This is a genomic window from Spinactinospora alkalitolerans (assembly GCF_013408795.1).
Lineage (GTDB): Bacteria > Actinomycetota > Actinomycetes > Streptosporangiales > Streptosporangiaceae > Spinactinospora > Spinactinospora alkalitolerans.
In genome coordinates this window covers 1,225,650-1,250,192 of the sequence record NZ_JACCCC010000001.1, presented here as the reverse complement: position 1 = coordinate 1,250,192, position 24,543 = coordinate 1,225,650, and the positions used below count along the sequence as shown (strand labels likewise).

11 protein-coding genes are annotated in these 24,543 nt (G+C 66.7%); 5 read left to right on the top strand and 6 right to left on the bottom strand.

Going from position 1 to position 24,543, the window contains the following annotated elements:
- Positions 1-7: 7 nt before the first annotated feature.
- Both HDA32_RS05685 and HDA32_RS05680 read right to left on the bottom strand, forming a co-directional pair.
- A complete protein-coding gene (locus HDA32_RS05685) occupies positions 8-796 on the bottom strand; it encodes an ABC transporter permease (protein WP_179642198.1) in 789 nt (262 codons plus the stop codon).
- Entirely contained in the window at positions 793-1,620 is an 828-nt protein-coding gene (locus HDA32_RS05680; RefSeq protein WP_312863052.1) for an ABC transporter permease, read from the bottom strand. Before HDA32_RS05680 ends, HDA32_RS05685 begins: the two co-directional genes overlap by 4 nt.
- Before the next feature lie 188 nt (positions 1,621-1,808).
- On the opposite strand from HDA32_RS05680, the gene HDA32_RS05675 reads away from it, so the two are divergent.
- Together HDA32_RS05675 and HDA32_RS05670 are read left to right on the top strand one after the other, a co-directional pair.
- Positions 1,809-2,798 (top strand): LacI family DNA-binding transcriptional regulator, encoded by a 990-nt coding sequence (locus HDA32_RS05675; protein WP_179642197.1) that lies wholly within the window; start codon positions 1,809-1,811, stop codon positions 2,796-2,798.
- A gap of 200 nt (positions 2,799-2,998) precedes the next feature.
- On the top strand, positions 2,999-5,095 hold the full coding sequence (locus tag HDA32_RS05670; RefSeq protein WP_179642196.1) for a UvrD-helicase domain-containing protein: 2,097 nt from the start codon (positions 2,999-3,001) through the stop codon (positions 5,093-5,095).
- 56 nt (positions 5,096-5,151) lie between these two features.
- Here HDA32_RS05670 and HDA32_RS05665 read toward each other — a convergent pair whose 3' ends face one another.
- Positions 5,152-7,434 carry a GmrSD restriction endonuclease domain-containing protein gene (locus tag HDA32_RS05665; protein WP_179642195.1) on the bottom strand — a complete coding sequence of 761 codons (2,283 nt, stop codon included), beginning with the start codon at positions 7,432-7,434 and terminating at the stop codon, positions 5,152-5,154.
- Between the two features lie 420 nt (positions 7,435-7,854).
- Between HDA32_RS05665 and HDA32_RS05660 the strand changes: the two genes are divergently transcribed.
- On the top strand, positions 7,855-11,118 hold the full coding sequence (locus HDA32_RS05660; RefSeq protein ID WP_312863051.1) for a type ISP restriction/modification enzyme: 3,264 nt from the start codon (positions 7,855-7,857) through the stop codon (positions 11,116-11,118).
- 179 nt (positions 11,119-11,297) lie between these two features.
- Here HDA32_RS05660 and HDA32_RS31710 read toward each other — a convergent pair whose 3' ends face one another.
- The 3 genes from HDA32_RS31710 to HDA32_RS05645 are packed head-to-tail and all read right to left on the bottom strand — an operon-like array spanning position 11,298 to position 15,747.
- Positions 11,298-13,481 carry an Hsp70 family protein gene (locus HDA32_RS31710; RefSeq protein WP_179642193.1) on the bottom strand — a complete coding sequence of 728 codons (2,184 nt, stop codon included), beginning with the start codon at positions 13,479-13,481 and terminating at the stop codon, positions 11,298-11,300.
- The gene (locus HDA32_RS05650; protein WP_179642192.1) at positions 13,478-14,122 is read right to left on the bottom strand and encodes a hypothetical protein; all 645 of its coding nucleotides are present in this window, start codon (positions 14,120-14,122) and stop codon (positions 13,478-13,480) included. The genes HDA32_RS31710 and HDA32_RS05650 overlap by 4 nt, the downstream gene beginning before the upstream one ends.
- Positions 14,119-15,747: a hypothetical protein gene (locus HDA32_RS05645; RefSeq protein ID WP_179642191.1), complete on the bottom strand. Its 1,629-nt coding sequence runs from the start codon at positions 15,745-15,747 to the stop codon at positions 14,119-14,121. Before HDA32_RS05645 ends, HDA32_RS05650 begins: the two co-directional genes overlap by 4 nt.
- Before the next feature lie 563 nt (positions 15,748-16,310).
- Between HDA32_RS05645 and HDA32_RS05640 the strand changes: the two genes are divergently transcribed.
- Both HDA32_RS05640 and HDA32_RS05635 read left to right on the top strand, forming a co-directional pair.
- The gene (locus tag HDA32_RS05640) at positions 16,311-19,718 is read left to right on the top strand and encodes a hypothetical protein (protein ID WP_179642190.1); all 3,408 of its coding nucleotides are present in this window, start codon (positions 16,311-16,313) and stop codon (positions 19,716-19,718) included.
- Positions 19,715-24,391: a DEAD/DEAH box helicase family protein gene (locus tag HDA32_RS05635; RefSeq protein WP_179642189.1), complete on the top strand. Its 4,677-nt coding sequence runs from the start codon at positions 19,715-19,717 to the stop codon at positions 24,389-24,391. The genes HDA32_RS05640 and HDA32_RS05635 overlap by 4 nt, the downstream gene beginning before the upstream one ends.
- The last annotated feature ends 152 nt before the right edge of the window (positions 24,392-24,543 follow it).

The window sequence follows — 24,543 nt, the reverse complement described above, 5'->3', positions numbered from 1 at the left end:
CCGGCCGCTAGCGGCCGAAGACCTTGTTGAACCCGACGAGGCGCTCGGTGAGCAGTGCCACCCCGACGCTGAGTGCCAGCAGGATGACGCTGACCGCCGCGACCACCGGATCGAACGAGGACTGCACGTAGTTGAGCATCTCGACCGGGAGCGTGGCCACGCCCGGGCCGGTCAGCAGCAGCGACAGCGGGACGTTGTTGAGGGAGGTGATGAAGGCCAGGATCGTGGCCGAGATGATCCCGGGGCGCATGACCGGCAGCGTCACCGTGAAGAAGGTGCGGACCGGGCCGGCGCCGAGGCCGCGGGCGGCCTCCTCCAGCTTCGGGTCGGCCAGGGCCAGCGAGGCGCCCACGACCCGGACCGCATAAGGCAGCAGCAGGACGGTGTGCCCGATGATCAGCGTCCCCAGCGCTGTGATGTGCAGCCCCACCATGAACTGCTGGAACAGCGCCAGCCCCAGGACGAGCTCGGGCACGATGATCGGGGTCATGAACAGGTTCTCGACCACCGCCCGCCCCGGCACGGCCCCGCGCTGCAGCGCCAGCGTGGCGGGCACGCCCAGCACCAGCGCGGCGAGCGTGGAGGCGACCGCGACGACGAGGCTGGTGCCCAGCGTGTCGATGAAGGGCCGGTACTCCACCGCGGCGGCGAACCACCGCAGGGACAGGCCCTCGGGTGGGAAGGTCAGGGTGCTGCCGGCGGTGAACGCCACCCCCAGCAGGATCACCACCGGGCCGAGCATGACGGTGAACGCAATCGCGCTCAGCAGGGACAGCAGCGGGCGTCTCAGGATCATGAGGTGGTGCTCCCTCGCTTGCTCAGCCGGCCCGACAGCGCCGCCACCGCGAGCACCAGCACCGTCATGACCAGCGCGACCGCGCTGGCCGAGGGCCAGTCGAGGCTCACGTTGACCCTGCTGTAGAGCAGGGTGGACAGGATGCGCTCGCGCGAGCCGCCGAGCAGCTGCGGCGTGGTGAAGGCGGTGATCGATCCGGCGAACACCAGGGTGCAGCCCACGAGGGCGCCGGGGAGCGCGAGCGGGAACACGACCTGGCGGAACACCCGGCCGGGTCCGGCTCCCAGGCCGCGCGCGGCGTCCTCCAGCCGCGGGTCCTGCTGGGAGAGGCTGGAGTAACTGGACAGGATCATCAGCGGCAGGAAGAGCTGCACGAGGCCGAGCACGATCGCGGTCTCGGTGTAGAGCAGCTGGACCCGGCCCAGCCCCAGGGCCTGGGACGCGGTGCTGAGCACGCCGTTGCCGCCGAGCACGGCGATCCAGCCGTAGGTGCGCACGACCGTGTTGAGCATCAGCGGGAAGATCGCCAGCGCCAGCAGCTTGCCGGACCAACGGGCCGGCGCCCTGGAGACGAGGTAGGCGGTGGGGAAGCCCAGGAGAAGGCAGATCAGCGTGGTCATGACCGCCACGCGGATGCTGCGGGCGATGACCGGCAGCAGGTGGGGGTCGCTGAGCAGGGTCCCGGTCTCGCGGGCGACCGTCGCCGGGTCGCCGTCGGGCGGTGCCGCGAGTGTGAGCGCCACCGGGTAGAGGAAGGCGAACAGCAGCACGGCCAGACCGGGGAGCAGCAGTACGCGCATGGTGACGCGGCGGGTCACATCCACCCCCGGGAGGTCGGCGTCCGGCCGCACCGATACGCAGATTGCAAATTACATCCCTGTCGAACAGGCGAAATACGTGCAAGCGCTTCTGCAAGCGCTTGCAGCATCGTAGCCTGTGACCGCACCCCCGGCCAGGGGTGGCCGTGTTAAGAACCGATGACGCCGTGCCGAGACGAGACGAAGGAGCCGGAGTGGCCGGACTTGAGGAGGTGGCGCGGATCGCCAAAGTGTCCGCTTCAACGGTGTCCCGGGCCATGAGCCGGCCCGACATGGTCTCCCCCCGCACGCTGGAGCGCGTGCGCGCCGCCGCCGAACAGGTGGGGTTCCGCGCCAACCCCGCGGCCCGCGCGCTCACCACCGGGCGCACCGGGTTCCTGGCCATGCTCGTCCCCGGCCTGGACAACCCCTTCTACGCCGGCAGCATCGCCGGCGCCCAGGCCATGGCCAAGGAGACCGGGCGGTGGCTCATCATCGCCGTCACCGACGGCTCGCCCGAACGCGAGGCCGCCGCCCTCGGTGAACTCGAAGGCCAGGTCGACGGGTTCGTGCTGCTGATGCCCGTGGGCACGGCCGCGGAGCTGAAGAAGGTCCACGACCGCAGGCCCGTGGTGGTCGTCAACCGCAAGGTCCCCGGCCTCACCTCCTACACCGTCGACACCCCCGGGGGGCTGGCCCGCGTCTACGACCGCCTGGTCGAACTCGGCCACACCGACGTCGCCTACCTCGCGGGGCCGCCCGGCTCCTGGATGGACCGGCGCCGACAGCAGACCCTCTCCGACCATGCGAGCCGCCCCGACCTGCGAATCCGGGTCCTCGGGCCGATGCCGCCGGAGTTCACCGAAGGCGCGGCGGCCGCCGACGCCGTCCTGGCGTCGGGATGCACGGCGGCACTCGCCTACAACAGCTCGGTGCTGCTGGGCCTGGTCTTCGAACTGAGCCGCCGCGGCGTGCGCGTCCCCGAGGACATCAGCGTGGCCGCGGCCGACGACATGGCCTTCGCCGACCTGCCCGGCGCACCCCTGACCGCCGTCCGCGTCCCGGTCGCCGAACTGGGCCGGCGAGCGGTGTCGGCCCTGGCCGACATCATCGAAGCCACCCCGGAGACCCCCCGCCCGCCCAGCCGAACGCTCCCGACGACCGTCCACCTCACCGGCTCCCTGGCAGCGCCGCGGAGAGAGTGAGAGCCGGAGCCGCTCATTCTCCGCCGCGGTGCTGATCGCGTGTACGAGACGGCGAGCGGGCCGGTGCGGGCACGGTCGACGGCGCAGTCTGCGGTACGCGTGCAGACCGTAAGGTGGCCTTGTCTCGGGTTTCCCCTCCCCGTAGGAAACCCGGCGTTCTTCCGCGACCGCGTTCCAGACGCCTGGAGAGGACTTCCCCCATGCCTCAGCTCGCGATCGACAAGGACTTTCTGACCCGATACGCGAAGCTGGAGAAACGGGTTCAGAAGGCCGTCGACGAGGCGCTCGACAAGTTCGCCGACACCTACTACGCCGGGGGCCACCTGGAGAAGGTCGCCGACGCGCGTGATCCCCGTGCCCGTTCCCTGCGCATCACCCAGAACTATCGAGGAGTCGTGCTCGCTCCCGAGCAGGGTGACACCTATCTACTGGTGACGGTCCTGCCGCATGACGAGGCCTACGCCTACATCCGCAACAAACGCTTTTCCGTCAACCGGGCGCTGGGTGTGCTGGAGATCCGTGACGAGGCGCAACTGCAGACCATGAGCGATGTTCTCGCACCGGTCGCCGCAGCGGCCGAGAGCAGACTGTTCGACCACGTTCCGGACAAACACCTGACCCAGCTGGGCATCGACGACCGGACTCTGTCGATCGTGCGGTTGCTTCCCGACGAAGGCCATCTCGACGCCATCCAGTCGATGATGCCCGCTGCGCAGCACAACGCCCTGGTGGCGCTGGCCTCCGGTATGACCCCGGAAGAGGCTTGGGCCGAGGTCAGCAAGGATCTGGTGGAAGCGGTCGCACCTGAGGAGATCGACCCGGAGGACCTCACCGCGGCGATCCGCCGCACCCCCGGCCAGGCGGTCTTCGTGGAAGGCCCCGAAAGCCTGCGCGAGATGCTGGACACCCCGTTCGATCTGTGGCGGGTGTTCCTGCACCCTCAACAGCGCAGGATCGCCTACCGCCGGAGCTACAACGGGCCGGCGATGGTGACGGGGGGCGCCGGCACCGGTAAGACGGTGACCGCAGTACACCGCGTCGCCCACCTCGCCGCCGGATACGACTCCGGCCCACCACAGATCCTGCTGACGACGTTCACCAAGACGCTCGACGCGGCACTGCGCTCACAGATGGAACTGCTGATCAAGGATCCGGGACAGCGTGATCGCATCGATGTGCGCAACCTCGACAAGGTCGCCTACGAGGTGGTGAGCCGGGAGCGGGGAACGACGCTGAAGTTTCCCCGCTCCCGTGAGCTGGAACGACTCTGGGACGAGGCCGGCGCGGACAGCGGTTTTTCCGGGGCCTTCCTGCTGTCCGAATGGGAGCAGGTCGTCCTCGCCCAGGATCTGCGTACCGAACGCGGTTATCTGGAGGCCCAGCGGCGCGGACGCGGCAATCGGCTCAGCGCCGACCAGAAGCAGAGGGTATGGCGCGCCGTCCTGGCCGCCACCGAGCGGATGGCACAGGCGAACCAGTGGACGTTCACTCAGGTGGCCGCCGAGGCCGCCGACATTTTGAACCGCACCGGGGAGCGGCTGTACACGCATGTGGTGGTGGACGAGGCCCAGGACCTGCATCCGGCGAAGTGGCGACTGATCCGGGCGCTGGTCCCCGAGGGCCCCGACGATCTATTCATCGCGGGCGATCCACACCAGCGGATTTACGATCATCGGGTCTCACTGGCCGCGCTCGGTATCAACGTGCGCGGCCGCAGCCGCAAACTGACCGTCAGTTACCGCAGTACCCAGGAGATCCTGTCCTGGGCGGTGCGTCTTCTGGGAGCCGCGCCCATCACCGGGCTGGACGATCTGGAGGACGGCCTGGAGACCTACATCTCCCCACTGCACGGCCGCAGGCCCGTCGTACACGGTTTCACCGAACGCACGGCCGAACTCGACGCCCTGGTCGGTCAGATCAACGGATGGCTGGAACAGGGGGTCGAAGCCGACTCCATCGGAATCGCCGTGCGCACCCGCTCCGTCGCCGACTCGGTGACGGCTCGCCTTCGTGAGGCCGACATCGACAACGGCCCGCTGGTCGACGGCCCAGGGGTACGGGTGGGCACCATGCACGGGATGAAGGGGCTGGAGTTCCGATGTGTGGCGGTCGTCGGCGTGGACGCGGACCTGCTGCCGCTGAAGACCCAGGTCACCGATCGCACCGAGGACCCCGTCGCGCACGGCCACGACCTGCAGCGCGAACGCAATCTGCTGTTCGTCTCATGCACCCGGGCGCGCGACGCGCTCTACCTCTCCCATGGCGGTGACCCCAGCCCGTTCCTGCCCGCGAAGTGAGCATCGGGGCGGGTCGGATCTCCGGCCCGCCCCTTCGGCCGCTCGGAACGCCCCTGCTACCGGTGCCGCTCGATGCGGCTGCGAGCGATGTCGAGTTCCTCGGGGGTGAAGAGCCGGGCGTAGGCCGGATGGTCGAGCACGACCCCCTCCACGGTCAGATCGAGCCGCCCGCGCTCCCACAGTTGAACGAAGCCGTCTGAGATGGTCGGCTTGGCCAGCAGCAGCCGGGCCGTCGCCAGCGCGCCGCGGTCCTCAAGCATCCGCCGGAAGTATGCCGCCCGGTACCCGGCCTCCGTCTGCGCCCGGTCGCACGCCGAATGCAGGGCCTCGTCGAACGCGGCCAGGACCTCCGGGGCCTCGGCGCCCTCGGCCGTCGACTCTTCTGTGGCCGGTACGGACGGCTCCTCACCCTCCACTCCGGCCGCCGCGGCGTTGCGCAGCCGCGCATACTCCAGCAGCGCCTCGCCGGAAGTGAAGACCCGGAAGCCGAGCCCCTCCAGTGCCGCCTCGTCGGCCTCGTCCGGGTCGAGCTCCAACACCACCGGATCGTCCTGCCCGGTCTGCAATCCGTCCGGCCAGTAGGCCTCGGCCACCGCGAGAGGACGCCCGCCGGACGGATCGGTGATCTCGACGTCGCGCCGGGGAGCGGCGCAGCCCAGTGCGATCAGCTCGTCGATGAGGTCGGTGATCTGCGCGGCGCGGGCGTCGTGCTCGGTGTCGTCTTCCTCGATCACCGCGACCCGCCTCAGATCTGCTCCCACCGTGGCCGTACCGCCCTCGCGGAGTTCGTCCAGGAACCGGTTGGCGGCATCGGCCAGCAGTTCCGTGCGTTCGCGCAGGAAATCCTCGTAGCGGTCGACACCGCGCAGCTCCGATGCGAGCGGAATCCACTGGGACTCCAGAACTCCCGGATTCTTCTGCTCGGCTTCGGTGAAATACTTCTCCGGGGCCTGCTTGCCCACCTTGAGGTTGGTGTCCTGGGTGAGGAAGCAGAAGTTGGCTACCGCGTTCACCTGCCTGCGGTCGTAGTGGTCCTTGAGCAGGGCCTTGGGAAAGATGTGGTGCACCTGGAGGCTGGTCAGATGACCCAGCATCTCCGCGTGCAGCGGCAGGCCCGATCCGAAGTCGCGGGCCTGTCCGACCCGGGTCAGCAGGTACAGCAGCGGGTAGAAGCGCGATCCCTTGGTGGATCCGGCGAAGTCGACGGGCCGAACCGCCAGCGGACCGCCGCGCCATTTCTCCAGCGCGCGGAGGAGCCCGTCGACCCCGTCGGCCTGGGCCGCGGCATAGTCCTGGGCGAGCATCGTCTCGGTGGAACCGGAGTGCCGGCCCCACAGCGCCGCATGAACGTACCAGTAGAGAACGCGGTCTCGGTGCCCGGCATCATCGAAGTCGCCGCCGTTGAGGTGGAGCAGTCGGCACACCACCGGAATGGCGTAGCGCCCCATGAGCACACGGTCGTGGTCGAGGCCCAACCGCCCCGCGAGGGCGTCGAGGAACCTGCCGATGTAGTGGACGGCCGACTCCAGTGCGGCACGGAAGTCCTTGGTGTCGACGTCCTCCAGGGAGGAGAAGAAGGGCCTTCCGGTGGCGACCGCGGTGACGCAGCGCAGCAGCCAGTCGAGGCTGAACGAGAGACCGGCCTCCTCCCATCGGGCCAGGTGCTCCCGCATGACGGAACGCGCCTCAGGCCACTCCGAACACACCTTCGCCAACGCGAGGTCACCTTTGGACAGCTTGGTTCCACCGGAGTTCACCCGGTTGAAGATGTCGACGACGACATCGACGGTCTTGTCCCTGCCGGTGATCTTCTCCTCGTGGAAATCGCGCTCCTGGATCGCGTGGAGCTTCATCAGGCGGCGGGTGAAGACCCGCTCGTCTGAACGGGGCATGTCGTCGTCGAAGCCGTCCAGCACCGCGTCGACTCCCCGGCGGAACAGGCGCGACACATCCACCCAGCGTGAGTCGCCCTGCATCTTGTTCGCCATGTGGAACTCGAAGACCTCGGTCTCGACGTTGAAGTGCAGACCGGTGAAGGCGTTGGCGTCGCCCTCGAAGAACGCGGGAGGTCGGCCGCGCATGACCCCGTACAGCGAGGTGATGCGCTGCTGGCCGTCGAGCAGCAGGGCTCTGGACCCGGTGGCGTTGTACTCGCCCCGGACCGATGAGGGTTCCACCTCTGTCTCCCAGACCAGGAGCGAGCCGACCGGATAGTTTAGATAGAGGGAGCGCATCAGTCCTCTGACCTGGTCGCGGTTCCACACGTATCCGCGCTGGAACTCCGGCAGCAGCATCGCTCCGCTATCGATGTGGTCGAGGAGGGTGGAGAGCTTCGTCATCGTCGTCCTCTACGGGGGGATCAGGACCGGTACGTGCTCCGGACCAGTATTCCGCACCTGGAGGACAGGCGCTTTCCTCATGCGCCGATCGACACGAACCGTACGAGCACGGTTCCACTACCGGCGGTTCACTCAAGAGACGGAGAGCGAGAAAGCGACCATCGCCCAATCGGAGCTCGATGAACATTCACTTCATCAACTCTGATCATCCCGGTTCACTCACTTCCCTTTCCTCCTATATATCAGCCATTGACTTATTTCATTCCAAAGCGTCTCCTGGTAGGTGAAGGGACAGGTCTCACCCCCGGAGACGCGATGACGGCGTTGCCGTACGGTCCAGACGAAGCAGTGAACCTCCAAGGCCGGATACCCCGCCAACGCAAAGTCGTCGAACGGATCGTCGCGGACTTCGCCACGTCGGTGACGAATTCCCTGGGACGCGGCGGCCAGGACGAAGAGCAGTTGCGCGGACCGTTCAAGGTACTGATCGAAAGCATGGGCGGAACCCTGGGAATTCCCGCCCGCGCCTACGGCGAGGTCTCCCTCCCCGCATTGCAGGCACGTCCGGACTTCGGGGTGGACGCCACCGGCGTCTCAGCCGGCCCGAACAACCGAATCGGCTATGTGGAACTGAAGAAGCCGTCGAAGCCGATCCCGCCCAGCGACTTCCTGGACAGGCACGACCGTGAACAGTGGGAGAAATTCCAGAGACTGCCCAACATTCTCTACAGCAACGGAACACAGTGGGCACTGTTCCGCTACGGCGTACAGCAGGGACCGACCGTTGAGATCTCCGGCCTCTTCGGCAGGCGGCGGCCGAAGCATGCCGTAGGAGCGGAGTTCGAGCGGCTGATCTGGGATTTTCTTTCCTGGGAACCCGAACCTAACTACACCCTCGACCAGCTCATCAGCCGAACAGCCGACCTCTGCCGGCAGTTACGCGACGAGGTGGCCGAGATCATCGCCGAAGAGCGGGCCAACGGCGGCGACAGACCGTTCACCCGACTGGCCGAGGAATGGCGGCAACTGCTGTTCCCCCAACTCGCCTCTGGACGGGACTTCGCCGACGCCTACGCCCAGACCATCACCTTCGCCCTGATCCTGGCGCGGGAGTCCGGTGCCCAGTTCAGCGGCCGCAGCGTCCATGAGATCAGCGAACTCCTCGGCAAGCGCCACCCCTTCCTCGGAGAGGCGTTCGGCATTCTGACCGGTTCACGCACCGCGCAGGAATCGACCATACTCCCCACTCTCATCCGCGTTCTGGAGCCGATCGACTGGCAGCGCATGATGCGTGGGGAGCAGACCGCCTACGTCGACCTGTACGAGACGTTCCTGTCGCGCTACGATCCCGAACTCCGCAAGGAGACCGGCTCCTACTACACCCCCGAACCGGTCACCCGATTCATGGCCGACTTCGTCGACGACGTTCTCAAGAGCCGTATGGCGCGGCACCGCGGTCTGGCCGACGAGTCCGTGACCACGGTCGACCCGGCGATGGGCACGGGAACCTTCCTCGCCTCGGTGATGAACTCCGTCGCGGGAACCCTGAGCGACACGTTCGGCGAGGTGCACGCCCGAACCCACCTGAAGGAGCTGTACCGCGATCGCCTGGTCGGCTTCGAACGCAGCACCGCCCCGTTCGCGGTCGCCGAGCTGCGTCTGCACCAGCAGTTGAAGGAGCAGTACGGCACCGAGGTTCCCGAGGAGCACCGGCGCTTCCTGGTCAACACGCTCGACGATCCGCATCACGCCTATGAACGGTTCGGGCTGCGCTACGAGGAGATCGTCCGCTTCAGGGACGAGGCGAACCGGATTAAGAAGGCGACCCCGGTGATGGTGGTCATCGGGAATCCGCCCTACATCAAGGATGCGAGGCAGCAGGACCCCGCACCGTGGCTTGAGGCACGCCGGTCGGATCCGGTCGCCGACCCGATCACCGCCAGGCCGTCCATGGACGAGTTCCGCGAATCCGGCAACGGCCGACTCGAATACAAGCTGTCGGCGGTGGGCACGTACTTCTGGCGCTGGGCCACCTGGAAGGTGTTCGACGCCCACCCCGAGCAGCCGAGCGGAATCGTGGCCTTCGTCAGCACGTCCGCGTACCTGACCCAGAGCGCGTTCGCCGGTATGCGGCGCTACCTGCGCACGACCGCCGACGAGGGCTGGGTGATCGACCTGTCGCCGGAGGGACACCGTCCGCCGGGACGCACCCGGATCTTCGGAGGCGTGCAGCAGCCCGTCTGCATCGGCATCTTCGCGCGGTACGGACGTCCGCGCCCGGGAGAACCCGCACGCGTCTGGCACACTCGACTGGAAGGTGAGCGCGCGGCCAAGTTCGGTGCGTTGGACGGTGATCCGGAACTGCGGTTGGACGGCGCACGCTGGCAGAAGTGCGAGGCGGAGTGGACCTCACCGTTCGTCCCGGAGGAGTCGCTCTGGCGTTCCCACCCCGCCATGGACGATCTGCTGCCGTGGCGGCAGACCGGCGTGAACCCGAATCGGACCTGGGTATACGCCCCGGACCGGAAAACCCTGCTGCGGCGGTGGAATCGACTCGCATCCGCGGCCCCTGAGGACAAGAACCGTCTTTTCAAAGCCACGCAGAGCCGATGGATCGAAAGACCCGCGCCCCGACTGGGCTCCTTGGAGAAAGCGCTCACTCCCCCTCCGATCGCCCCCGTTTCCTTCCGTTCCTTCGATCGCCAGTATCTCTTCAACGACGAGCGTTGTGTGGACCGGCTCCGCCTTTCGCTCTGGAACGCCAGCGGTGATCGACAGATCTACACGGTGGAGCAGCACGCACACCCGTTCGCCACGGGTCCAGGGCTGGTGTTCAGCTCGCTGGTGCCCAACGTGCACTGCTTCAACGGCCGAGGCGGCCGGGTCCTCCCCCTCTACCGCGATCCCGAAGGGCTCTCCCCCAACCTCGCACGCGGTCTGCTCCCCTTCCTCTCCCAGAGCCTGGAGCTCGCCGTCTCCCCTGATGACCTCATCGCCTACATCGCCGCCACCGTCGCCCACCCCGGCTACACCGCTGCCTTTCGCGGTCACCTGACCGTTCCCGGCATTCGGGTCCCACTGACCCGCGATCCGGCCATGTGGGCAAGCGCCGTCGAACTCGGCCGCGAGGTCATCTGGCTGCACACCTACGGGGAGCGGTTCGCCGACACATCGGCCGGACGGCCACCGGGACCGCCCCGTCTGCCGAAGGACCGCCGTCCCGAAGTGATCGTCGAGATCCCCGACTCGCCCACCGCGATGCCTGACGTGATCCGGCACGACAGCGACAGCGGCGACCGCGGTCGGCGACTGTACGTGGGCGGCGGGGTCATCTCCCCGGTGCTCCCCGAAGTGTGGGACTACGACGTCGGCGGCATGCGGGTGGTCAAGAAGTGGTTCTCCTCCCGTCAGCGCAATCCGCGCAACAAGCGCCGCGGATCACCGCTGGACGACATCCGCCCCGAACGCTGGACCCCGCGCTTCACCGACGAACTGCTGGAGCTCCTCACCGTGCTCACCCGGCTGGTGGAGCTGGAACCGCGCCAGGCCGAGTTTTTGGACGAGATCCTCTCCGGCCCGCTGGTCACCGTGGACGGCCTCACCACAGCCGGTGTCCTGCCCATCAAGCCTGGGTTGCGTAAACCGCCCCGCAGACTCGGGCAGACGGAACTACCCCTTGATTAGACCTCAGCCGCGGCCGCTGTGAGAATACTACGCTCTGGTTCCTGTGGAATCCTGGCACATGCCCGCAACCGATGAGCCGCTGCCCTGAAGACACCGGGAAAATTCACCACCGTTACGACAAATACCAGAACTTACCGTCCATATTCATGAATAAGGGCCTTATCGGCGAAGAGGGCCGCTCACTGTTCTGAGCGGGCAGCGGCGGGGCGGCGTTCCCTGAACACCCAGACATCGGCGATCTCCTGCGCACCGAAAAGCCGTGAGTCCCCCAAAAGCCACTGATGGTATTCCTCGTGCTGGCGAAAACCGCCGTTGCTGACGATCGTGGCCCCTTTGGCTTGGGCGACATCGAGGATAAAGACGTCCGCTCCCCCCACGGTTCCCGCGGGCACACGGTGGATCTCCCCCTCGGCAATAGCGCGGTCGACCTCGGCGTACTCGTCTTCCGGTACCAGGTGCCGGAAGTTGGCGTCGACGACCACGTGGGCGTCCGCGTTCGGATACTTCTTCCGCAGAGCCGCGACCGCGCTCTTGAGGCGAGCGTAGCTGGGACGCCCTCCCATGGCGCGATTCCCATTGCCCCACGCGATGTTCGACCCGTCGATGACGAAATTCGCCGGTTGCACGACCACATCGGAATCCTGATGCGGGGAGGCAGGAGTCTCTGCTTCCGCTTTCGGCCGCGTCCGCGCGGCGACCTCCGCGGGAGAGGGTGCTGTGTCCTGTCCGGGATCGGCGGCCGGCACCCGCATTGGAGGAGCAGCGCCCGGAGAGTGCTCCTGGTTCAGGACCACGCCGTCGTCGTCCGTGGTACGAAAGGCCCGGCTTCCCAGGTCAGGAGCGAATTCCAGAAAGTCGTGCAGACTCTTCCGGCTGACCCCCACCCCGGTGCTGGAAAGACCGAAGGCGTTGATCTCCTTGTCGATGAGAACCGTACCGCCGTGATCAGCGACCGCCTTGACGCGCAGGATTCCACTCACGTCATATTCGTAGGTCAGCGTGAACCCGCTGTCCTGGGAGCCGGCTGTTCGAGGCAGATCGATCGCGAGTTCGGTCAGACAGACATTCCCATCGTTGTCAGCATCCGGCTCCCGTGCGACGGGATCATCAGGGTTGCCCTCCCAGATCTCCAGGTTGATCCGGCGCTGGTTTTCGCTGTTGGGCGTGTAGTGCTTGTGTTCGATGCGCGGCAGCGAAGCGTTGCGCGGAATGATCTCACTGAACGTGCGCACTCTCTCACTCTTGGTCTTTCGGGTGGAGGCCGTGCCCAGCGCGTGGGTGGTGGTGACCGCCAGGTCGATGTCGATCTCCCCGTCGATGACGGCGGCCGCGATCGCCGCACCCCGCGCGACGGAGGTGAGCGAATCGCACACATCGTCGGAGACGAGCCGATCACCCATGATGTCGCCGACCATCGACCTGACCAGGGGAATCTGGCTGCTACCGCCGATCATCAGCACCGCGTCGATGTCTTCGGGGGTGATCCGCAGATCGTCGAGGCAGGCACGCAGCGGCTCGATGGCCGACTGGACGACATCGGCGATCGCGTTCTCCAGCTCGCCTCGGGATACCCTGGCGTTTGAGCCTCGGTCAGGGGTCGGGATGGTGACGATGTCCTCTGACGACAGCCTGATCTTGGCCAATTCGATGTCGCGGGCGAACGCCGCTTCTTCCGCCGGGGTCTGCGGGCCTTGCTTGATCCGTCCCAGAACCAGCTTGGCCAGCCGGGCATCGACCTCGAGTCCGCCCAGCTTGGCGACTCCGCGCGACGTCTGCTCCTCGAAGACCCCGTCCACCGCCTCCAGAACGGTGACGTCGATGGTGCCACCGCCCCAGTCGAAGGTGAGGATGCGCTCAGGGCCTTCCTCCCGGATCAGGTACTTGTAGTAGACGGCGGCCGCCGTCGGCTCGTTGATCAGGGAGTCCACTCGGATACCGGCTTCGCGTGCGGCTGCGCGGGTGCGGTAGCGGGCCGCGCCGGCCGAATTCGCCGGGACCGTGACCACAGCCTTGTCGACGTCGAGAAGCTGTTCGGTGCTCGCCCGCTCCCGGATGGTGTGCAGGATTCCGGCGGAGACCGTCGAGGCGGGCCACTCCCGGTTCGCGATGGGGATCATCGCGTCTCCACCGAGCAGCCGTTTGGCCGCCGGAACCGAGAGCTCCGAGCGAAGCTTGGCTTCCCAGCCGAACAGCAGCCGTGGCCGGGTGGAGCTGGCCCCGACATAAGAGGGGAACAGTTCGTCGAATCCCGGATAGCTCCAGTCATCGAGGTTGCCCGCCTCCATAGAGACGACCTCGACATCCTCTCCGTCCCAGTGCGCCAGCACCGAGTTGGTGGTCCCGAAGTCGATTCCGAAGCTCACTTGCGTCCTTTCCGCTGCCTACCGCCACCCTGCCGCTTGCCCGCGCCGCCCCGTTTCGGCAAATTTGATGGACGTTGTCCCTGCCGTTTCGTCACGCCACTCCGCTCCGGAGGAATGCTGGTCAACCTGATCTCACCGACAATGACCAGCCGTCCATCAGCGCTGTCAACGTAGGCTGGCCTCTCGACCACCGCGTATTCTCCACTTCCGGAGACGACTCGGAATAGGGAAGGATCGTCCATATTCGTGACTTGTAGCAGCCCTGCTGACTGACAGAAGTCGTGGACCTTCCGCTCCAGTGCCCCGCTGCGATCCGACTCATCACATAGTTGCCGGAGCTGGGCAAGCTGGGCCAGGTGGGTCTGACGGGCCTTCATGGTCTCCACCAGCGCGCGTCGCACGGTGTCCTTGGCATCAGCCTTACTCAGCGCGGTCACATCCAGGTCGGCGAGGAGCTGCTGGACCTGTTCGGCGAGGGGTTCGGCGATGCGGCGTGGCTCGACCCTGGTGGCCAGGAGCGTCATCAGCCTCCGGCGCTCGGAAGAAGGAAGCTCCAGCAGGAACTCGGTCAGGTCTTGGTCGCTGACCGAGCGCTCCGGCATTTCTTGATCGGATTGGGGCACTTGTCGGTCCTCGCTCACTGCATCCTCGTCAAAAGATCATCGGCAGCAACCGCCCTCAACCGCTCGACATCCACGTCACGCAGCGGAGGCGTCCGGCGCGTGAGGATCGTGCCTTCCGGCACAAGACATCGGGGAATCCGCGGTTGAGGAAGCAGGAAACCCTGATCCAGCGGCACCTGGAAGAACCGGTGCTGCCCCAGACCGCCGGCGGTCTCCATGTCCCTCAATCGGTCACGTGCCAGGTTGATGTCGGAGAGGTCTCCTGTGTTCCCGCGGAGTTTCCGGCGCAGTGCCCGCCAGGCGGACTGCCATTCCGCAGCGGGTGCGCCGTGATGGACCCCCAGTTCGAGGTAGGGGTTGGGCACCGGTTCCCTGTCATTGACCGAAGCGGCCTTGCGCTCGGCGATCCAGCGAAGGTTGGCGGCCAGCGTCGGATTGCCTCTGCCCAGGTTCCGCAACCGGGACTCACCCCACGACAGCACGCCGGAATCGGTCGGGGCGGAGAACCGGAACCGCAGGTAGACCTGCATATTCACCGCCTCTTCCCTGACTTTGGGGTCCGGAGCCCGCTCGAACAGGCCGAACACCTCTTCGGCTCCGTCGTCGAGGTCGAGCAGCATGTGGTAGCCGTCGCGCAACCCGCACCAGGAGACGAAGTCGGAGGTGTGGTCGTCTGTCGGCACCGCCTGAGCGTCCGGTTTCCACACCTGCCCCAGGGCCGGCCACATCCCGGGGTCGCGGACGAGTTCCTCAGGCCATGTGTCCAGGTGCGCCGGGGAGTCGAGCACGCGCCCGATCATCTCCGCTTTCTCGTCGGGGAGCATGTGCGCGGCCTGCGCCAGAGCATCGGCGTCTCCGGCGCCGACCGCGTAGAGGAGCCGCGTGAGTTCGGGTGCGTCCTCGGGTGGAGGCTGCGGGGCCGCGTCGATCATCCGCCTGCGCCAGATCTCATCGTCCCACTCGAGGTCCAGTAGATCTGCCTCGGTGAGCTCGTGTGGATCGACACGGGCCAGGAGGTAGACCCGCTCGGCGGCTTCCCTTTGCGACCAATGCCGTGCCACGGATTCTCCGCCGTTGTCGAGGTAGTCATCGACGGCTGCGAGCGGCGCCGCTCGTGTGAAGCCGGCCGGGTCCATCGGCACCGACCCGTGCCGCACGAGCAGGACGTCCCGCCAGAGCCGCCACGCGGGAGAGTCCGAATCGACCGACGCGAGACCGTCCGGAGTCGCCGAGCCGGCGGCAGCCAGCAGAGCGGCCTGCGCTCCGACTCCGGCCACCATGGGGAGTCCGATCGCATAAAGATCCGCGATATGCGGGATGGCGGCAAGGGGAGGCATCGCGCGAAGGAGCCGCCTCAGTTCCCGTGGCCCACCCTCACTGGGCGCACCGTCGAGAAGGCGTCGCAGCACTACTGCCTCATCTGGCTCGCCGCTCGCGGAGACCACAGTGGCGACGATGTCACGCAAGGCATCGACCCGCTCCACGGCGACACCGAACTCCGCCCAGATCCGGGCGGCCTCGGTCCGCCTTCGCTCCCCCTTGAGGCGAGCCCGTCGCTGTCGCTCCGCGAGCACGGCCGCCTCGTGGCGAGAACGCGGACCATTCGGTTTTGGGGGATGGGGCTCCTGCACGATGGCAACCATAGAACACTCGCGTTCCTTGCGCCTCGATACGTATAGGGATTGAACGCCCAGCTCGCTTGCACTCTAGAACTCGTGAACAACGAAGAGTCTCTGATCACTCGCGCAGCCGGAGGCGAGGCAGAACGTCAGAGGTGAGCACGGCATACCGCTACGGGACCGGACGAGAGCCGCTCAGCGTCCGGCCGCCCCTCGATCACTGGTATGTCTGCTTGCCTCAGCATGCATATCGTTAACTCATCTTTCCACACTTCATGCCGTTGACGATGTTTTCATGCTATATTCACTCCTGCGTCGAAAACACCCGGTCGCCGTGGAGGGCTGTTCTCCAGCCGACGACTCCGGTCAGGAAGACAGCCGTTGGGCCCTACCAGGCCACTGGAAGTAGTAACCGGACAGCGGTCCGTAGCAATTGGACACCTTCCCACTCACAATCCGCACACACTCCGACACTCTTATTGCCACTCACATGCCGAGCGCAAGACAAAATAGCCTGTGAAGGATTGTGGGTCCTGCATTTCTATGCAAAACTACCAAGTTGCCGCTTCTAGAGAGGGGAGCTGCGCTTGCCCCAGGAGAAGCCGTGGGCGGACATCCTTGGAATACTCCGCATACGCGAGGAAGATTGGCGCGGCAGGATCGCTCCCGTCTCCATCATCGCCGAGGCCGAGCTGGCCCCCGACGAGGTGGCCGAGACAGCACGCTCTCTGGGGAGCCTGTTCCATCGGAAACTGGACCGGGAAGGAGAGCGCAGCGCTTCCCGGACTCTCAGCGGGTTTCCGGCGTGCGTGGCCGGAACTATGGCGGGGCTGGCGACCGAACACTACAGCGCCGAAGGCCACGGTGAATACTGGAGCGCCTTCTGGAGCGCGACCGGAATATCACATCGGCAGAAAGACAGAGAGATCTGGGGAGATGCCTTCCTCGATTCACTCAGAGCTCTCGGCAAGCAGCAAAGAGCACAGCGCAGCGGCCGCTATTACGGCCCAATTCTCGCACACGCGGGAATGCCGAGCCACTGCTTGAAGGACTTCTTTACGCTACTCATCGAGCGTGACGCCCGGGAAGTGAATATGGACGCGGAGTCCTTCCGCTCTTGGGCGCTCGCAGGAGAGCACCGGCTCAACGCTCTAGCTCTCCCCGCCCAGGATTTCATCAGATCGGATTCGGACTACGCCCTCGAAATCGTCGATCGCTGTCTCGTGCTGTTGGACCGGCTGCGCAGTGGCCACCAGACAAGCGCTGAGGAGGTCGGACTCCCTCAGCGTTTCCTGTCCCCTGCGCGCCAGGTTCTCGACCGCTCTCACAAGAACCAGGAGGCTGATCCGGCGAGAGCGCGACTCCTCCATCCCCACATCCGGCTTTCCCCATACGACCTCGGAGTCCATCTCGTCCTTCCGATCGATCCGGACGAACTGGTTGCCGTTCCGCAATGGCAGGTGGAGATCGACGGCGTCAGCGCCACAGTCGAAAGCGCGGACCCATGGGACCTGTCCGACGAGCGGCCCGAGACCACACACCCCCTTCCCGGCCCGGCGGGCGTCATCATGGTCTCCCCCCTGGACGGTCTCCACTCTCCGGAGGAGTTGACACTGGTCGACTCCGCGAACCCGCTCCTGGTCTTTGAGGCTGACAGTGGGGCGTTCATCCCCTCTGGCACCCCCCTTCCCAATGCCCTGGTATGGATTCTGCATCCGGACGGCAGGCGTCTGAAGGCGGACACCGCTTCGCCTCGGTCTCTGGCCGAGGCGGACCCGCCGTTCGGCTGGGAAGGCTGGTGTCTGACCCAGATCGACCTGGGCAAGGCGCGATGGATTGCGCTGGAAGGCTCACCTTCCCGATTCACCTCTCAGCGTCCGCGCCCTCGTTGGGAATACGGTCCGGCACTCACAGGTGCCGCCGACCATGCGGGGCGACCGGTCTTCAGCACGCTGCCAGAGGTCTGGCTTCCCTCGTCAAAGGCTGCCTGGGCCATTGAGATCAGGAACGACACGCATCAGCTCCTCACCGCTTTCACCGCCGATGGAGACGGCAGCGTGAGCCCTCTCGCCGAGCTGCCCCGTCCTGTCCTCGGAGCCTTCCATGTCACGGTGCGTGGTCAGAGAAGCCGGGGAACACAGACCTTGTTCACCGTCGCCGAAGGTCTGGACATCACCTACAGCCCTGAGGTCCGCAGGCCGCGACCTGAGGGCCCCGCCGAGGGACGAGCCGAACTCTCCGTCCCCGCGGGTATCCGAGCCGAACCTGGTCGACTGACGTTCACTCCCGAAACGGTGTCTCGCTCTCTGCGGTTGCGGAGCCGCACCAGCGCTCAAGCAGACATCGTGGTAACACCTCCGCATGTACGCCTGCGCACAACAGCCGGCACATCGCAGTGGAGCGCCCATCCCCTTCCGCTGGAGATCGAGTCACTCGCAGACCAGGGGGATCTACTGATCGATTTCCCCGGCGCGGATCCGCTTCCTCCCCTAGAGGCACGCGCAGGGCGGGAGACCGTCCAGGAGATCCGCCCATCGCGTCGGCGCGGCGATTCGCCGGTACGTTATCCACTGGCGCAACTGGTGGACACCGCACGCACCTATCGATCCCTCCGGCTGATGCTTCCGTTCGGGGAGAACCTCATCCCCGTGGCCGACGTCCGCCCCCGGCGACTGGCGCACGGCGCGGCCTATGCGAACGGCCGGCTACACCTGCGCGGCTTTGTCAACACCGGGAAGGTGGACGCGGCCTGCTACCTGGACCATGCTCCATGGCGGGTCCCGTGGATCACTGCGGTCGGAGCCGATGGCGTCATCGACCTGCCGCCCGAACTCCACGATTCCGGGCCGGGACGTCTCCTGCTGAACGTCAGCGATCCGTGGGCGGGTGAGCCGGACTGGCCCCGGTGGCCGGATCCGTCATCGCCGCACTGCCTGACCTATCGGGCTCCGGGACTTCCTACGGCTCACGATCCCGGGGAGAGAAGGCTGATCGAATTCCTCTGCGGTGCGCTCGGCTCAGCGGACCTCCGTCTCACGGTGACCGACGCGGCCAGGTTGTGGTCGCTGCAGGCTCACACCCCGAAGCTGCAACACCCGGGCATGCGCAGTGGTCTGGCCGACGAATGTATCCAAACGCTGCGGGCGGAACCGGAGACCGCGCTGCTGGGACACTGCGACGCCGACCTCGATCCGGCCGACAGCACCCGTCTGCTGGTCCTCAGCGGCTTGGCAACGGCCCCGCAAGGAGGCGAAGTCGACATCCACGACGCCGTGTTCCTGTGGCGGAGAGCCCCCGCGATCGCGGCCGTGGTCACCAGTGGCACGCTCCCCTGGCTGCCCGTCGATCCGGCAGAGTGCACCGGGAACGCACAACGGCTCCTCGAATGCGTTGTCCGGTGCTGCGGTGAGGTTGCCCTGCCGATCCTCTGCGGACAGGGAGATCCACACGTTCGCGACTCCGTGCTGCACACGAATGCCGTCTCTTCCCTCGCTTCTGCGCCGCCACGTTCAGCACGTGCCGACGGGACGGCCCTGCCGCGCCCTCTTCTCACCCTCGCAAGCCGACGGCGCGCCGCGCGAGGACTTCAACGTGTCTTCTCTGACGAGTCCTACATCGGACTACGACGTTGGGCCAGGCCGAATGTCACGGTGCTGGACCGGGAGTTCACGCGGCTCCCCGCCGTCTACCGGGGACCGGCACTTGCTCTGACACATGGTCGAGGAGTTTCGTCGCACGCCGATGATCTTGAGGCGCTGTCCGCCCTGTCGATCGAGCTGGCACTGCTCGCGCGACTGGCCGCACGGCGCGACGCCGATTTCGACTTCCTTCCGGTCGGCTGTCTGGCAGGAGCGGCGGACGTGGCGGACAGGGCCGGAAAGTGGTGGCTGCAACTCGCCGAAATCGTTCCCGAACTCGTCGCCACCGATCTGGTGCTCGCCGAACTCTCGCTCGCCGGAGCCGAGCGGACCGAAATCCACAAGGAGAGCCGTTGACCGTTCCCTTGGACACCCTCGCGACCAGCGAGTTGATCACCACCACCTACCGCCGCTATCTGCGCTCCCTGCTGCCTGTCCGCGATCCCGCCATCGCACAGGCTCTGGACCACCAGGTGTCCACGAGCGCGCTGCTGAGCAAGGGGCCCTTTCTGGAGGCCACTCCGCCTTATCTGACCGGTGCCACACTGCGTCAGCTCATCGATGAGGAAGTTCTGCATCCCGGCTTCGCACGGCTCTTCAGCGAGGAGCTTCCCGGTGATCGACCGCTGTACCTGCATCAGGAGCACGCGATCCGCAAGGCCGCCAGGGGCCGCAACCTCGTCGTGGCGACCGGGACCGGATCGGGCAAGACGGAAAGCTTCCTGCTGCCCATCCTCAACGAGCTGTCCCGCCAGCACGATGCGGGCGAGCTGGGTCCCGGCGTCCGCGCGATCCTGCTGTACCCGATGAACGCCCTGGCCAACGACCAGCTCAAGCGGCTGCGTCTGCTGCTGAAGGACACACCCCACATCACCTTCGGCCGCTACACGGGTGACACGCACGAACGTCCCGACAGGGCCCGGGAGGAGTTCCGCTCCCTCCATCCCGATCAACCGCTGTTGGAAAACGAGCTCATCAGCCGGGTGGAGATGCGCAAGACCCCTCCTCACCTGCTGCTCACCAATTACGCGATGCTGGAGTACCTGCTGCTGCGCCCTGCTGACCTCGACCTCTTCGAGGGGGAGCACGCGGGCCACTGGCGCTTCATTGCGCTTGACGAGGCGCACGTCTACGACGGCGCCAAGGCCGCGGAGGTCGCGATGCTGCTGCGCCGGCTACGCGACAGGGTCGCCCCCGGCACAGCGCTGCAGTGCATCGCCACCAGCGCGACGGTCGGCGACGACGGGGAGAAGGCCACCGCATTCGCGCAGCGGCTGTTCACCGAGCCTCTCGAATGGATGGAGGGCGATCCGGACCGCCAGGACCTGATCGGTGCGGCCCGGCGCAAGGACGCTCCTGAACACACGTGGGGGCCGTTGGCCGCCGCAGAGTACGCTCGCATCGCTGACAGCGGGAATCCGGAAGAGCAGTTGCTGGTCGCCGCGGGCCGGCACGGTCGGCAGGCGCGGTCGGCCTTCTCCGTTCTCGCTCAGGAGCGCCGCATGGCGGCCATGCGTACGCTGCTGGAGAATGACGGCCCGCGAACCCTCCAGGATGTCGCGCAGCGGCTGTTCTACGAGGTCCCCGACGCCGATCCCGCCTTGGACGAGACCCAGCAGGTACGCACCGTAGCCGCACTGGTGGCATTGGGCAGCCGGATCCACGATGACGAGGGAACACCGCTGCTGTCGGCGCGTTACCACCTGTTCGCGCGGGCATCGGAGGGTGCCTTCACCTGCCTCTCGGAGTCTGGACCGCATGTGGCGCTGGCCCGCCATGAAATCTGTCCTGATTGCTCCGCGGCGGTGTTCGAGTTCGGGTCCTGCCAACGTTGCGGCGACGTTTACCTGGTGGGAACGGTCAGACCAGAGGAGGGCGCATCCCTCTTCCGACCGCAGAATGGACTGCAGGAACGCCCCCAGTGGCTGAATCTCGGCGGTGAGGCGGAGATCGTCGATGACGATGACGACACGCTGGAGCCGCCGCAGCAGGCCGTGAGAAGCATGGAATACCACCTGTGCGTGTCGTGCGGCGCGCTGGGCAAGACGCCGGTCGTACGGTGCGCCGCCTCGTGCGCGGGGAAGCGCCTGCGTCGGGTATGGGCCATGCGCTCGGGGAACGCAGGCGTCAGCGGCTGCCGCGGATGCGGTGCTCGATCGACCAACATCATCCGGCGCTTCGAGAGCGGCAATGATGCCGCCGCGGCGGTCATCGCCACGGCTCTGTACCAGGCTCTGCCCGAAGACGCGGACACGACGGTGGCCGACCGTCCGGGAGGCGGGCGCAAGCTCCTGATGTTCAGCGACAGCCGGCAGGACGCCGCGTTCTTCGCCCCCTATCTGGAATCCACCTACCAGAAGGTTCAGCACCGCAGCCTCATCCTGGCCGGGCTGCACGCCGGCCACACCCCGGGGAACGAGTTCTGGACCGACGATCTCATCGAGCACACCACCACCGCCGCGGCCAAGGCCGGACTCTTCCGGAGGCGAACCTCCCGACAGGACCGGGCCAAACAAGCCGCCCGGTGGGTCATGCGGGAGCTGGTCGCCACCGATGAGCGGCAGTCCCTCGAAGGGCGCGGACTGCTCAGGGTCGGTATGGATCGGCCGGAGGAGGCCCCGCCCGCGAGCGGTATCGGAGCCGAACTCGGCCTCGATGCCATGGAGACCTGGGACCTGCTGAGTGAACTCGTCCGTACCCTCCGGCAACAGGGCGCCCTGACCATGCCGGAGAACGTCGATCCGCGCGATGAGATCTTCGCTCCCCGGCTCGGCCCGGTGTACGCGCGCGAGTCGGGTGCCGACCGTGCGCGCAAAGTCCTGAGCTGGATGCCGACGAAGGGGGACAACCGCCGACTGAACTACATACGTCGCCTGCTGAAGACCCTCGGTGCTTCGGTCGAACCGACGACGGTACTCCAACAGTGCTGGCGGTTCCTCCGCGACACCAGGGACGGGTGGCTGGTGGGTGGCCGCGACCATCGCAGTGGCCTCGTCTACCAAGTGGACTTCACCTACCTCGTGCCGGAGCCGGTGACGGCCGAAACACGGCTCTACCGGTGCGACCGGTGCAAGAGGTTCGCGCCGGTCTCCGTACGCGGCGTGTGCCAGACCATCAACTGCGAAGGAGCCCTGGTCCGCTACACGGCTCCGGCTCCCGAGCAGGACGAGGACCACTACCGTCGGCTGTATCGCGGCCTGTCCCCCGTGCGGCTGCGAGCGATGGAGCACACCGCCCAATGGTCCAATCAACGGGCGGCCGAGATCCAGCAGGAGTTCATCAGGGGCGACGTCAACGCCCTGTCCTGCTCCACGACGTTCGAGTTGGGTGTCGACGTCGGTGAGCTGCAGTCGGTGCTGCTGCGCAACATGCCGCCGACCACAGCCAACTACGTGCAGCGGGCGGGTCGCGCCGGACGCCGGGCGTCCTCGGCGGCGTTGGCGGTGACCTACGCCCGGCGACGCGCCCACGACCTCTTCCGCTATCAGGATCCACGGGAGATGATCGCCGGAGCGGTGCGCGCGCCCTTCGTCCCTCTGGGCAACGAGCGGATCGACCGCCGGCACGCGCACTCGGTCGCACTCGCCGCGTTCCTGCGGTACCACAGTCCGGTGGAGACGTGGACGACCGCTGGAGCATTCTTCCTGCCGGGCGAGGACGGCTCCTCCGCGCCGGTGGAGCGTGTCGCCGCCTATCTCGATTCGGTCCCCGACGAGCTCACCGAGGCACTGTCGCGGGTTCTGGAACCGAGTGTGGCCGAAGAGATCGGTCTGGCCTCGGGCCAATGGGCCAAGGACCTGTGCGCGCTACTCGAAGACGTACGGCGCGAGATCACCGAGGACGTCCAGGACTTCGAACGCCAGCGGGTGGAGGCGTTCGAAGCGCGCAGGGACGGTTTGGCCGCCCGTTTCCTCCGCACCGTCAACACGATCAAGAACCGGCCGCTGCTGAACTACCTCGCGACCAAGAACGTGCTGCCCAAGTACGGGTTTCCCGTGGACACGGTCGAACTGCGCACATACTTCGCCCAAGAGGGGCGTGACCTGGAGCTCGCCCGGGACCTGACCTCGGCGATCTATGAGTACGCTCCGGGGAGTTCGGTCATCGCGGGCGGAAAGCGGTGGACCTCGGGCGGTGTCTACCGCCTCCCCGGGCGGGAACTGCTGTCCAGGTACTACGCGGTGTGCGACAGCTGCGGCTACTACCAGGAGAGCAGCCAGAAGATCGATCCGGTCTGCGCCTCGTGCGGGGCCCAGCGTCGTGGTGTGCAGAAGCACTACTGTGTGCCGGAGTTCGGATTCGTCGCCGATTCGTCGGTCGGTGAGGCGGGTGAGACTCCGCCCGTGCGCAGTTGGATCGGGGCGACCCATGTGCTGAGGCTGGCGGCGGACCCCTCCGAGTTCGCGTGGCCGATGCGAGACGGCGGCACCATACGCTGCCGGTCCGGTAGCCGCGGTGAACTCGTCGCCGTCTCCGAAGGTGTGGGGAGAGCGGGCTACCTGATCTGCGACCGATGCGGTCGGGGTCTGAGTGGCTCAGCGCATCGGGACCCGCCGAAGGAGCACGACCACCTGTTCCGCAACCAGACCTGCACCGGGCGGTTGGCACCGTACTCGTTGGCTCACCGCTACCAGACCGACCTGGTGGAGGTCTCCTTCGACGGCCGTCTGGAGCGCGGCGCGATGCCGGAGACCGCACGGTCCTCCCTGCTGTACGCGCTTCTCGAAGGGGCGTCGTCGGCTCTGGAGATCAGCCGGGACGATATCGGAGGATCGCTGTATCGCCGTGCGGAGGGCGAAACGACGCTGGTCATCTTTGATACCGTCCCGGGAGGCGCGGGCGGTTCCCGGCGCATCGCGGAGTCGTTCGACCTGGTGGCAGCAGAAGCAATGCGGCGTATGCGCGACTGCGACTGCGGCTATGAGACCTCGTGTTATGGCTGCCTGCGCAACTACCGAAACCAGACAGTGCACGACCGGCTCCAGCGTGGGACCGCACTGGAGGTACTGGAGGCGCTGATCGGCGGCTGAAACTCAAGGATCGATGGCGAACTCGGCGATCGCTGCGGCTGCCTCAGCGGGGCCGGGTTCCTCTCTTCACTGATCTGCGCTCACGCCGCCACTGCCCGATCGTGTTCGCCGGTTGGATCGATCCCCATCAGGCGCATCACACGACTTTTGCA